Source organism: Cupriavidus sp. 05T41 (genome assembly GCF_056396525.1).
The window spans coordinates 194,774-206,500 of sequence record NZ_JBFTLQ010000010.1 but is presented as its reverse complement, the minus strand read 5'-3'; the positions used below and the strand labels follow the sequence as shown (position 1 = coordinate 206,500).

General features: G+C 69.3%; 10 protein-coding genes. 7 read left to right on the top strand and 3 right to left on the bottom strand.

Annotation, left to right across the window (positions count from 1 at the left end):
• Positions 1-82 precede the first annotated feature (82 nt).
• The 3 genes from AC1DKV_RS08925 to cmdF all read left to right on the top strand — a co-directional run bounded on the left by AC1DKV_RS08925 (position 83) and on the right by cmdF (position 5,144).
• Positions 83-2,083: a sensor histidine kinase gene (locus AC1DKV_RS08925; protein ID WP_441613782.1), complete on the top strand. Its 2,001-nt coding sequence runs from the start codon at positions 83-85 to the stop codon at positions 2,081-2,083.
• 8 nt (positions 2,084-2,091) lie between these two features.
• Positions 2,092-3,408 carry a sigma-54-dependent transcriptional regulator gene (locus AC1DKV_RS08920; protein WP_441613781.1) on the top strand — a complete coding sequence of 439 codons (1,317 nt, stop codon included), beginning with the start codon at positions 2,092-2,094 and terminating at the stop codon, positions 3,406-3,408.
• Positions 3,409-3,509: 101 nt separating this feature from the next.
• Entirely contained in the window at positions 3,510-5,144 is a 1,635-nt protein-coding gene (gene cmdF, locus AC1DKV_RS08915; RefSeq protein ID WP_441613780.1) for a tyrosine 2,3-aminomutase, read from the top strand.
• 19 nt (positions 5,145-5,163) lie between these two features.
• Here the strand turns inward: cmdF and AC1DKV_RS08910 are convergent, their stop codons facing one another.
• From AC1DKV_RS08910 to AC1DKV_RS08900, 3 genes are all read right to left on the bottom strand, one after another.
• Positions 5,164-7,338 (bottom strand): ATP-dependent helicase, encoded by a 2,175-nt coding sequence (locus AC1DKV_RS08910; RefSeq protein WP_441649713.1) that lies wholly within the window; start codon positions 7,336-7,338, stop codon positions 5,164-5,166.
• 150 nt (positions 7,339-7,488) lie between these two features.
• Positions 7,489-8,028, bottom strand: coding sequence for a TlpA disulfide reductase family protein (locus AC1DKV_RS08905; RefSeq protein ID WP_441613778.1), 540 nt, complete (start codon positions 8,026-8,028; stop codon positions 7,489-7,491).
• 134 nt (positions 8,029-8,162) lie between these two features.
• A complete protein-coding gene (locus tag AC1DKV_RS08900) occupies positions 8,163-8,612 on the bottom strand; it encodes a thioredoxin fold domain-containing protein (protein ID WP_441613777.1) in 450 nt (149 codons plus the stop codon).
• A gap of 241 nt (positions 8,613-8,853) precedes the next feature.
• Here AC1DKV_RS08900 and AC1DKV_RS08895 point away from each other — a divergent pair, with 241 nt between their 5' ends.
• The 4 genes from AC1DKV_RS08895 (at position 8,854) to AC1DKV_RS08880 (ending at position 11,723) form a co-directional block, all read left to right on the top strand.
• Positions 8,854-9,450, top strand: coding sequence for a hypothetical protein (locus tag AC1DKV_RS08895; protein WP_441649712.1), 597 nt, complete (start codon positions 8,854-8,856; stop codon positions 9,448-9,450).
• Between the two features lie 106 nt (positions 9,451-9,556).
• Complete coding sequence (locus tag AC1DKV_RS08890) at positions 9,557-10,213, top strand: LysE family transporter (RefSeq protein WP_441613775.1); 657 nt, start codon at positions 9,557-9,559, stop codon at positions 10,211-10,213.
• Positions 10,214-10,352: 139 nt separating this feature from the next.
• A complete protein-coding gene (locus tag AC1DKV_RS08885; protein ID WP_441613774.1) occupies positions 10,353-10,520 on the top strand; it encodes a hypothetical protein in 168 nt (55 codons plus the stop codon).
• A 384-nt stretch (positions 10,521-10,904) separates the two neighbouring features.
• A complete protein-coding gene (locus AC1DKV_RS08880) occupies positions 10,905-11,723 on the top strand; it encodes a hypothetical protein (RefSeq protein WP_441649711.1) in 819 nt (272 codons plus the stop codon).
• The last annotated feature ends 4 nt before the right edge of the window (positions 11,724-11,727 follow it).

The window sequence follows — 11,727 nt, the reverse complement described above, 5'->3', positions numbered from 1 at the left end:
CCGCGGCCCCGGCGGGGCGGCGGCGCCAGCCGGCGCCGCCCGCCAGCGGGTATCATCGGCGCGTGTCCCAACGCGTGCGCCGATGCCACATTCCGACGATTTTCTCGCCGTGCATGATCCCGCTTCCGCCCGCCTGGTGCATGCGCCGGGCGATGGTGGCGGCACCTGGCGGGGCTTCGCCGCGGCACTGGCCGTCGGCCTGCTGGTGCTGTGCTCGCTGACCTGGCTGGTTTCGGTGCAGCGCGGCATCGACGCCCTGCAGCAAAGCACGGCCACGCGCGCCGACCGCTACTCGGCCACGCTGGAGAGCACGCTGGACCGCTACGAGTTCCTGCCGGCGCTGGTCTCGCTCCATCCCTTCGTACACGACTTGCTCGCCGCGCCCAACGACCCGACGCGCGTGGCGGCGGCCAACCGCTATCTCGCTGAAGTCAACCGCCGCGCGCGCGCCTCGGCCACCTACGTGATCGCCGCCAACGGGCTCGCGCTGGCCGCCAGCAACCATGACGAGCCGGGCAGCTTCGTCGGCACCGACTATCGCTTCCGGCCGTATTTCCAGATCGCTTCGCGTGGCGAGGTCGGGCGCTTCTACGCCATCGGCGTGACCAGCGACGAGCCGGGCTACTACATCGCCCAGCCGGTCAAGGCGGGCGGCCGCGTGGTGGGCGTGACCGTGGTCAAGCTCAACCTGGAATGGTTCCAGCGTGCCGGTGCCGGCGGCGCCGAGCCGGTGATGGTAAGCGACGACCACGGCGTGATCTTCCTTTCCTCCGTGCCGGGCTGGCAGTACCGCACGCTGCGCCCGCTGCCGCCCGAGCTGCAGTCGGAGCTGGACCGCACGCGCCAGTACCACGACCAGGAGGTCAAGCCGCTGCCGCTGGACGCGCTGCAGTCGCCGGTCACGCGCTGGCTCGGCCAGACCGTGCTGGGCGAGGGCGCGCGGCTGGTGCGCATCGGCACCGGCGGCAAGGCTGAGCGGTACCTGGAAGTCAGCCGCAAGGTGGGCCCGGCCGACTGGACCATGCAGGTGCTGGCCGCGCTGGATCCGGTGCTGGCCAGCGCGCGCAATGCCACGCTGGGCGCGGCCCTGGCCTACGCCTGCATGTGCCTGCTGCTGTTCAACTGGCGCCAGCGCCGCCAGCGCGCGCGCGACATCGAGTACGGCCGGCGCCTGCTCGAGGCCGCCTACGACGAGCTGGAGCGCCGCGTGGAGGCGCGCACCGCCGACCTGATGGCGATCAACGAGCAGCTCGAGGCCGAGGTGGCCGAGCGCACGCGCGCCGAAAGCGAGCTGCGCGCGGCGCAGGACGAGCTGGTGCAGGCCAGCAAGCTGGCGGCGCTGGGCCAGATGGCCGCGGGCATCACCCATGAGCTGAACCAGCCGCTGGCCGCGCTGCGCACGTTCTCCGACAACACGCGCGTGCTGCTCGAGCGCGGCAAGCTCGATGCCGCCACCGACAACCTCGCCGCCATCGCCGATCTCACCGCGCGCATGGGCAAGATCACCGGTCAGCTCAAGCTGTTCGCCGGCAAGGCGCGTCCGCGCCGCCACGCGGTGCCCGTGCGCGCCGCGCTCGACCACGTGCTGGCGCTGATGGCGCCGCGCCTGGGCCAGGTCGCGCTGAAGGTGGAAGGCTTGTCGCCGCCGCCGGGCCCGGCGGTCTGGGCCGACGAGCTCAAGCTCGAGCAGGTGCTGCTCAACCTGATCGGCAACGCGCTGGATGCGCTGGCGGCTGCCCTGCCGGCGGCCCCTTGCGTGGAAGTGGCGGTCAGCGAGCAGGGCGAGACGGTCAGCATCGCCGTGCGCGACAACGGCGGCGGCATCGCCGATGACGCCTTGCCCAGGCTGTTCGAGCCGTTCTTCACCACCAAGGAAATCGGCCAGGGGCTGGGCCTGGGACTGGCCATCTCCACCTCCATCGTGCGCGAGTTCGGCGGCCAGCTGAGCGCGGCCAACCGTGCGGGGGGCGGCGCCGAATTCCTGGTGGTGCTGCGGCGCGCGACGCTGCCCGGCGCTGCCGTGGCGCCGTCCTCCGCATCTGCCGCCGCGCCATCCGGCGCTTCCTCCACCAACACCCAGTGAGCATCGCCATGCAAGACGGATTGCGTGTCCTGTTCGTCGAAGACGAACCCCTGGTGCGCCAGGCCACCGCGCAGAGCCTGGAGCTGGCTGGCTTCAATGTGCTGGCGCTGCCCTCGGCCGAGGCCGCCATGCCGCACCTGTCGGCCGAGTTTCCCGGCGTGCTGGTGACCGACGTGCGGCTCACCGGCGCCAGCGGCCTGGACCTGCTGCAACACTGCCGCAATGCCGCCCCGGGCGTGCCGGTGATCCTGGTCACCGGCCACGGCGACATCACCATGGCGGTACAGGCCATGCGCGAAGGCGCCTACGATTTCATCGAGAAGCCGTTCGGCGCGGACCGCCTTACCGAGACCGTGCGCCGGGCGCTGGAGCGCCGCGCGCTGGAACTGGAGAACCGTGCGCTGCGCCGCGAGCTGGCCGGCCCGGCCGCGGGCACGCGCATCATCGGACGCTCGCCGGCGATCGAACAGGTGCGCACGCTGGTGGCCAACGTGGCGGCCACCGACGTGCCGGTGATGATCAACGGCGAGACCGGGACCGGCAAGGAACTGGTGGCGCGCAGCCTGCACACCTTGTCCACGCGCCACCAGGCACCCTTCGTGGCGCTGAACTGCGGCGCGGTGCCGGAGGCCATCTTCGAGAGCGAGATGTTCGGCCACGAGGCGGGCGCCTTCACCGGCGCGGGCAAGCGCCGCGTGGGCAAGCTCGAGCATGCCTCGGGCGGCACGCTGTTCCTCGACGAGATCGAGAGCATGCCGCTGGCGCTGCAGGTCAAGCTGCTGCGGGTGCTGCAGGAAGGCACGCTGGAGCGGCTGGGCTCCAATGCCTCGATCGCCATCGACGTGCGCATCGTGGCCGCCGCCAAGGGCGACATGGAAGCGCTGGTGGCGCGGGGCACGTTCCGCCAGGATCTGTTGTACCGGCTCAACGTGGTGACGATCCCGCTGCCGCCGCTGCGCGAGCGGCGCGAAGACATCGTGCCGCTGTTCGAGCACTTCATGCTGGTAGCGGCGGTGCGCTACCAGCGGCCCGCGCCCATTCTTTCCGAGCTGCAGCGCCAGGCGCTGATGCAGCGCGCCTGGCAGGGCAACGTGCGCGAGCTGCGCAACGCGGCCGACCGCCTGGTGCTGGGCGTGCCGGAGGGCGGCGCGCGCGCCGACGCGCTGGACGATTCCACGCCGCTCAAGGAGCGCATGGAGCACTACGAGCGCGCGGTGATCGCCGACACGCTGGCGCGCACCGGCGGCGCGGTCAGCCAGGCGGCGGACCTGCTGCAGGTGGGCAAGGCGACCCTGTACGAGAAGATCAAGCGCTACGGGCTGTAGGCGCAAAGTCGCGTTCATCTCTTGATACACTCGCGGGCCCGGCACGCCGCGCGGCACTGCATCGCCCCGGCGTGCCCCGAACAGATCACCCGGAACAAGCCATGAACGAGGTATCCCGCCAGCCCGCATCCACCCCGGAGGCCGGCGTGGCCGTGCAGGTCGATGGACATCAACTCACCGCTGCCGCCGTGGCGCAGGTTGCGCGCGGCGCCAGTGCCGCAAGCCTGGACGCGGCGGCGCGCGAGCATGTGGCCGATGCGCGGGCGCGCTTCGAGCAGCTGGCCTCGGCCAATATCCCGATCTACGGCGTCTCCACCGGCTTCGGCGAACTGGTGCACAACTGGGTGGATATCGAGCATGGCCGCGCGCTGCAGGAAAACCTGCTGCGCAGCCACTGCGCCGGCGTGGGCCCGCTGTTCGCGCGCGAGGAAGTGCGCGCCATGATGGTGGCGCGCGCCAATGCGCTGGCGCGCGGCTATTCGGCGGTGCGCCCGCTGGTGATCGAGCAATTGCTGCGCTACGTGGAGGCCGGCATCACGCCGGCGGTGCCGCAGGTGGGCTCGCTGGGCGCCAGCGGCGACCTCGCGCCGCTGTCGCATATCGCCATCACGCTGATCGGCGAGGGCAAGGTCCTGCTGGCCGACGGCAGCACCGCGCCCACCGCGCAGGTCCTGCGCGAGCACGGCATCGAACCCATCAAGCTGGCCTACAAGGAAGGGCTGGCGCTGATCAACGGCACCTCGGCCATGACCGGCATGTCGTGCCTGCTGCTGGAGACCATGCGCGCGCAGGTGACGCAGGCGGAAATCATCGCCGCGCTGGCGCTGGAGGGGCTCAACGCCTCGGCCGATGCCTTCATGACCCATGGCCACGATATCGCCAAGCCGCATCCGGGACAGGTGCAGTCCGCGGCCAATATGCGCGCGCTGCTGGCGGGCGCCACGCGCCTGTCCGGCCACGGCCAGCTGGCCGGCGAGATGAAGACGCGCGCCGGCGCCGAGAAGAACACCGGCACCGGCGTGTTCATCCAGAAAGCCTACACGCTGCGCTGCATCCCGCAGGTGCTGGGCGCGGTGCGCGACACGCTGGGCCACTGCGCCGCGGTGGTGGAGCGCGAACTGAATTCCTCCAACGACAACCCGCTGTTCTTCGATGACGGCGAGCTGTTCCACGGCGGCAATTTCCACGGCCAGCAGGTGGCATTCGCCATGGACTTCCTGGCCATCGCCGCCACCCAGCTCGGCGTGGTGTCCGAGCGCCGCCTCAACCGCCTGCTCAGCCCGCACCTGAACAACGGGCTGCCGGCCTTCCTGGCGGCCGCCAACGAGGGCTTGAGCTGCGGCTTCGCGGGCGCGCAGTATCCGGCCACGGCGCTGATCGCGGAGAACCGCACCATCTGCAGCCCGGCCAGCATCCAGAGCGTGCCGTCCAACGGCGACAACCAGGACGTGGTGAGCATGGGGCTGATCGGCGCGCGCAATGCGCGCCGCATCATCGACAACAACCAGTACATCCTCGCCGTGGAGCTGCTGGCGGCATGCCAGGCGGCTGAGCTGGCGGGCGCGGTGGAGCACCTGTCGCCGGCCGGGCGCGCGGTGTTCGGCTTCGTGCGCGAGCGCGTGCCCTTCCTGGCGATGGACCGCTACATGACCGACGACATCGAAGCCATCGCCGCGACGCTGCGCGCGGGTGCGCTGGTCGAAGTGGTGCGCGCGGCGGGCGCCGCGGTGCACTGAGGCGCGGCGACTCAGCGACTCAGCGCCACATATCGCGCATCTTGCTGCCGAGGTCCAGCTTCGGCAGCGGCGCCTTGGCCGGCGCGTCCGGCACGGGCGGCGGCGGTGGCCACGCCCGGCTGTGGAACAGCGGCATCACGCGGTTGGGCAGGAAGCGCGTGCGCGAGGCATAGACGTGGCGGTCGCCGTAGCCGGGCTGCTGGTGCACATAGAAGCGCTGCGGCACCACGATGTCGAGGTGGTCGCGCGCGCGCGTCATCGCCACGTAGAGCAGGCGGCGTTCTTCCTCGATCTCCTCGGTGGTGCCGGTGGCCAGGTCCGACGGCAGGCAGCCGTCCACGGCGTTGAGCACATAGACGGCCTTCCATTCCTGGCCCTTGGCCGAGTGGATGGTGGAGAGGATCAGGTAGTCCTCGTCGCGCAGCGGCACGCCGGATTCGTCGCTGGAGGCGTCGGGCGGGTCGAGCGTGAGTTCGGTCAGGAAACGCTCGCGCGAGGCGTAGGTGGCGGCGATGCGTTCGAGCTGCTGCAGGTCGGCGGCGCGCGCGTGGGCGTCGTCGTGCATGCGCTCCAGGTGCGGCTGGTACCAGGCCACCACCTGCTCGAAGGCCGATGGCCACGGCGCGGCCGGCGCCATCAGGCTGCGCGCCAGCGCGACGAACTGCGGCCAGGCCTCGGCCGCCGCCGGGGGCGCCTCGAACGATTCGAGCGCGAATAGCGGCCCGGTTGCGACATCGATGGCGTCGAGCACGCGCGCGGCGGTCTTGGGGCCCACGCCCGGCATCAGCTGCAGGACGCGGAAACCCGCCATGCGGTCGCGCGGATTCTCCATCCAGCGCACCACCGCCAGCACATCCTTGACGTGGGTCGATTCCAGGAATTTCAGGCCGCCGAATTTCACGAAGGGAATATTGCGGCGGACCAGCTCGATCTCCAGCTGCGCGCTGTGGTCGGCGGCGCGGAACAGCACGGCCTGCGCGATCAGCGCCAGCCCGGCTTCGCGCCGCGCCAGGATCTGCTCGGCGACGTAGCGGGCCTGGTCGGCCTCGTCGTTGACCACCACGATGTCCGGCTTTTCGGCCGAGCCGCGGTCTGACCACAGGTCCTTGGTGAAGCGCTCGGCCGCCAGGCCGATCACCGCGTTGGCGGCAGCCAGGATGGGCTGCGTGGAGCGGTAGTTCTGCGACAGCGTGACCATGTCCGCCGCCGGCGAGAACTGCGTGGGGAAATCGAGGATATTACGCACCGTGGCGCCGCGGAAGGCGTAGATGGACTGGGCATCGTCGCCCACCACGGTGAGGCCGCGGCCGTCGGGCTTGAGCGCCAGCAGGATGGTGGCCTGCAGCGCGTTGGTGTCCTGGTATTCGTCGACCAGCACGTGATCGAAGCGCGCGCCCATGTCCTGCGCCAGCGCCGGTTCGCCCAGCGCCTGGGCCCAGTAGAGCAGCAGGTCGTCGTAGTCCAGCACGTGCTGCTTCTGCTTGGCCTCCACGTAGCCGGCGAACAGGCCGCGCAATGCATCCGCCCACATGGCGTAGCGCGGAAACCATTGCTTGAGCACGTCGTCGAGCGGGGCCTGCGTATTGACCGCGCGCGAGTAGATCGCCAGGCAGGTCTCCTTGCGCGGGAAGCGCGAGGCCTGGGCCGACAGGCCGAGATCGTGCCGTACCATGTTCATCAGGTCGGCGGCGTCGCCGCGGTCGCTGATGGTGAAGCTGGGCGACAGGCCGAGCGTCTCGGCGTACTCGCGCAGCAGGCGCGCGCCGATGGCGTGGAAGGTGCCGGACCAGTGCAGCGCGGCGCGCCCCGCGCCGGATGCCCGGTTGCCGAGCGCCTGGTCGACGATGCGCTCGACGCGCCGCCCCATCTCGGCGGCGGCGCGCCGCGAGAACGTCAGCAGCAGGATGCGGCGCGGATCGGCGCCGCCCAGCACCAGGTGCGCCACGCGGTGCGCCAGGGTATTGGTCTTGCCCGACCCGGCGCCGGCGATGACCAGCAGCGGCGCGGCCGCCTCGTGCGTCACGGCGGCGCGCTGCTCGGGGTTCAGGCTGGCGAGATAGGCGGGCGTGGCCTGGGCAGGCGGCACGGCGGAAAGTGCGTCGCCGGGCGCGGAATCCAGCAAGGCAGGGGAAGAATCGAGTAACACGGCAGGGGCCTCAGGAATGCGGGCGCGCGCATGTGCGCTGCCGTGCATGGGCGGGGGAAAGCTGCCGGTAACTGTATATCTATACAGGCCAGGCGTGCAAGCCGGGGCGTTGCGTGCCTGGCCTTGCCATCGGGTATGTGGCTGGAAAGGCTTGCGGAAAAGGTGGCTCTGGCTCTGGCGCTGGCCGGGCGGTCCCGGTCAGGCGGCCTTGGCCAGGGCGCCGTCGAGCAGCTTGTGCAGCGCGTCCCACTCGGGCTCGCCCACGTAGCGCTTGAGGATATGGCCGTCCTTGTCGATCACGAAGGTGGTCGGCGTCAGCTGCACTTCGCCGAACGCCTTGGCCGCCGCGCCGTCGGAGTCCATCGCCACCTTGAACGGCAGCTTGCGGGTCTGCGCATAGTTCATCACGTACATCGGCGGGTCGTAGCTCATCGCCACGGCCACGAACTCCAGGCCCTTGTCCTTGAACTTGTCGTAGGTGCGGACCATTTCCGGCATCTCCTTGACGCAGGTGACGCAGCTGGTGGCCCAGAAGTTGACCAGGTAGACCTTGCCCTTGAGATCGGCGGTACTCACCTTTTCACCGGACAGCAGGGTGAAGGTGGCCGGCGGCGCCGCGTTGGCCGGCGCGATGGCGCGATAGCCGAACCAGCCGAGCACGGCGGCCAGCAGCACGCCCGCGATGACGGGCCAGAGCTTGCGCTGGGAGGAAGGCGAGGGGGAAGCCGAGGTCGTCATGATGCGTGCCGACAGGTCAGAGACAAGCTCTCATTCTACTGCCCCCGCCGATGCGCTGCCGGAGGCAATTCCGGCGCCGCCAAGGGTGCGGCGATTGGCCGCAGGAATCCGCGCGGCCTGGCCCGGACCGCGGCTCACCGCGGCGTCGCTGCCAGGGCAGAGCGGGCCTGGTCCAGCGCCTGTTCCAGGTAGGCGCCGTAGAAGTCAGGCTGCAGGCCGCGCAGCGGCGTGGCCAGCGAGCGGCCGCGTGCATCGAGGAAGAGGACCGTAGGCGCCACCGCCACATTGCGGCTGCGTGCCCATTCGCGCGCGGTGGTCATGGTGCCGTCCGCGTTGCGCAGGGGCGCATTCGAGGTCATGTCGATTTCCCGCGCGACGATCTCGCCGCTGGCGGCTTGCGGGCCGAGATAGTTGCGGCGCACGGTCTCGCAGTAGACGCAGTCGGGCAGGGTGACCAGCACGACCAGCGGCTCGCCCCTGCTGGCGGCCGCCGCGGCCTGGGCGGCGAGGTCCGTGGCAGGCGGCAGGTGCGTGGAGGCGGCCATCGCCGCGGTGCCGATGGCGAGCAGGACTGCGCCGAGCATCGCGGCGCGCGCGGCCAGCCGCGCACGCGTGCTTGGCGATGGCGGCGCCGGTGGCAAGGTTTGCAAAGAGCGTGGCATGGGGTGGGCAATGAATGCGCGCTGGCGCGCGGGTTCCCCGATAATAGCGGCTTCTGCCCGAACCCGAGGCGCCGTGCCGGCATGCCTTGGGGTGCGGGACCGCACATTCCCGGGCAGGGTTCGCAGGACCGCTGCCAGGCTTTCAGCCCCCCCGACTGCCGCGATGCCACACGCCTGGTTTTCCCGTTTTTCGTCACCCTCGCTCGCCGGGCTTGTTGCGATCGCGGCCATCTGTGCGCTGGCTGCCTGCTCGCCGCGCTATGACTGGCGCACCATCCAGTCCAACGAAGGGGCTTATGCCGCGCTCTATCCGGGCAAGCCGAGCGGCGCCGCGCGCGAGGTGTCGATTGCCGGGCGCAAGCTGCCGATGACGATGGAGGCGGCGCGGGTCGACGAGACCCTGTTCGCCGTGGGCGTGGTGACCTTGCCGGCCGACGATGCCGCCATGCGGCAGGCTGCGCTGGCATCGATGCAGGCCGGGCTGCTCGGCAATCTCGGGCCGCATCCGGCCGATGCGGTCAAGACCCGCCAGGTGACGGTGATGTCCGCCGCCACGCCGGCGGTGGCGCTGGAGGGCGTGGAGGTGCAGGTGGCGGCAGTGTCGCCGCAGGACAAGTCGGCGCGCAGGCTGACGGCAAGGCTGGTGGCCTCGGGCGTGCATGTCTACCAGGCGGTGGTGCTGGAGGCGGGCGACGCGGCGCGCGACCAGCGCCAGGCCGAGCAGGTCGACCAGTTCCTCACCAGCTTCCATCCGTTCTGAGCTGCGCCGGGCCGGTGGTGCCCCATGCCGCGCGCCGGGCCGATGAGATAACGTTTGCAAGCGCCCGTGCGGGCGCGATTCTGGATTCTATTCAAGGAGTGATGTCATGCGTCTGGAAGTCTGGCTGGCCTATTTCGCAGCTTGTTGGGTGATTGCCGTGTCTCCGGGTTCGGGGGCCGTGCTGTCGATGAGCCATGGCCTGTCCTACGGGCTGCGCAAGACCACCACCACCATCTTCGGCCTGCAGACCGGACTGGTGATCATCCTGCTGGTGGCGGGCGGCGGGCTGGGCGCGCTGCTGCTTGCCTCCGAACACGCCTTTGTCGTGGTCAAGACGGTCGGCGCGCTATATCTGGTCTACCTGGGCGTGCAGCAGTGGCGCGCGCGCGTGGAAGACGGCCCGGCCGCCGCGGACCAGGGCGACGAAGCCGGCGCGCCGCGCGTGGCCGCCCTGAGCCCGCGCCGCCGCTTTGCCACCGGCCTGCTGACCAATGTCACCAACCCCAAGGGGATCATCTTCATGGTCGCGGTGCTGCCGCAGTTCATCGATCCCAATCACCCGCTGGCGCCCCAGCTCGCGATCCTCGCCGCGACCATGTGCGGCGTGGACCTGGTGGTGATGCACGGCTACGCGCTGCTCGCCTCGCGCATGCGCGGCCTGTTCCGCAACGCGCGGGCGATGCGCTGGCAGAACCGCGTGTTCGGCAGCGTGCTGGTGGCCGTAGGCGCGGCGCTGTTCTTCGTCAGGCGGCATCCGGCCTGATGCCTGATGACCGAAGCGGCCGAAGTGGCGTGCCCTCCGGCGGCCGGGTGCCGCGGGCCGGCTTTCAGCATGCCGCTGGCTTCTGACGGGGGCGTTTGCTTAAATAGGTGAGGTGAATCGTCCGACGCGGAGACCAGTCATGCCCCATTCTCACGCCGTGCAGGCCCAGCCGCGCCGCCATCCCGCCCATACCGTGCCGCCGGCCGATGAGCCCGCGCCGCCGGGCGTCCCTCCCGACCTGCCGCTGCCGCCCGAAGAGGATCCGCCGCCCGCGGAGCCGCCCGTCGCGGTGCCGCCGCGCGGGTGAAGGTACATCGCGCGCCGGACAGGGAAATGCCGTGAAGTTCGGATGACAGCGTCCGGCGTGCCAGCAGACAGGGGTCGGTCCGAGATCCCAATAGCGGTTCTGCGTGGCCGCCGGCGCGACCCGGTTTTGCGGCGCTCGTCTTTCTGTAGCGTACTCCCTGCTTCCAGCAGCCTACTGCTGCCTGCTGACTGCATATCTTTCTTCTCGCACGTCGACACACCACACGTTTACGCCCCATGCATGCGGAAATTTCTCATGCAACTTTGAGCGGTTTCTGATGGGCTTGCGCACGCAGGTAAGCCACTGTTTAGGAACGATTGTTCTCCGCTGTGGTGGGTCTCAACCTCGCAATCATTGAGAGCCCTGAACCAAGCGCACAACTTCATGGAACCAAGGGATTTATTTCTCTGCTCATTGCTTTTGATGGCGGCGAGTGGCATGAGCGCCTGCGACGGATGGGAAAGGCGCACCGATAAACCCGGATCGTCCGAGTCGGAATTGCCGAACGGCATTTTGGGCGGCGTGTCGGCGCTTTTCCGAAATGACAATCCGGCTATTTTCTCGCTCATCGGTCCCTCCGGATTTACGTTGGCTCCGTTGACTACTTATCGACAGGTGGACAGCGGCGCATTGACTTCCCTGGCTAACTTTAGATTATCGGGTGCGTCGATGCAGTTGGGCGATGTTTCGGGGAACGCGGATTTCGCATTAGGCCGATGGTCGGCCGGTACGCTGACTACCCCGCAAGGAAGCACGGAGATTCTTGATGGGAGCCCTCGGTGGTCATGGCATTACCTGCTCATCAAGCCATTAAGGGCGATGCCTGGCAATTGGACCTATCGGTGCGGCGCGCCACGTGTCACCACGATAACTTTTGTTAACGGCACCAATATCGATAGCAATCAGCAGGCCGGCACGGTCGGTGGAAAGGCAAGCTTCTCGATCCTCAATTCTGTTGCAACCGTCGATTTCCAACTGGTGGCAATGGCGGGTGGTAAAAAGGGATGGCTCAAGGGGAAGTCGATTTTCACGCGCAGTGATGCAGTGCAGAGCCACGAGGATTTCGATTCGGGTGGCATCGGCGCCAAAATCATGCTGGGATCGGCGGCCGACGGCGGCATTCATGTCGCCATGCCATATCGGGTGAGACTGGAGAACGGCGCCATTTTTCACGGGATCGCAGTGTTTCCGTGTGCAGCCTAGAAGG

What these genes read in the sequence shown, in the direction of transcription:
- AC1DKV_RS08925 (WP_441613782.1), top strand. Translation starts at nt 83, where the DNA reads ATGCCACATTCCGACGATTTTCTCGCCGTGCATGATCCCGCTTCCGCC.
- AC1DKV_RS08920 (WP_441613781.1), top strand. Translation starts at nt 2,092, where the DNA reads ATGCAAGACGGATTGCGTGTCCTGTTCGTCGAAGACGAACCCCTGGTG.
- cmdF (WP_441613780.1), top strand. Translation starts at nt 3,510, where the DNA reads ATGAACGAGGTATCCCGCCAGCCCGCATCCACCCCGGAGGCCGGCGTG.
- AC1DKV_RS08910 (WP_441649713.1), bottom strand. Translation starts at nt 7,338, where the DNA reads ATGCACGGCAGCGCACATGCGCGCGCCCGCATTCCTGAGGCCCCTGCC.
- AC1DKV_RS08905 (WP_441613778.1), bottom strand. Translation starts at nt 8,028, where the DNA reads ATGACGACCTCGGCTTCCCCCTCGCCTTCCTCCCAGCGCAAGCTCTGG.
- AC1DKV_RS08900 (WP_441613777.1), bottom strand. Translation starts at nt 8,612, where the DNA reads ATGCTCGGCGCAGTCCTGCTCGCCATCGGCACCGCGGCGATGGCCGCC.
- AC1DKV_RS08895 (WP_441649712.1), top strand. Translation starts at nt 8,854, where the DNA reads ATGCCACACGCCTGGTTTTCCCGTTTTTCGTCACCCTCGCTCGCCGGG.
- AC1DKV_RS08890 (WP_441613775.1), top strand. Translation starts at nt 9,557, where the DNA reads ATGCGTCTGGAAGTCTGGCTGGCCTATTTCGCAGCTTGTTGGGTGATT.
- AC1DKV_RS08885 (WP_441613774.1), top strand. Translation starts at nt 10,353, where the DNA reads ATGCCCCATTCTCACGCCGTGCAGGCCCAGCCGCGCCGCCATCCCGCC.
- AC1DKV_RS08880 (WP_441649711.1), top strand. Translation starts at nt 10,905, where the DNA reads ATGGAACCAAGGGATTTATTTCTCTGCTCATTGCTTTTGATGGCGGCG.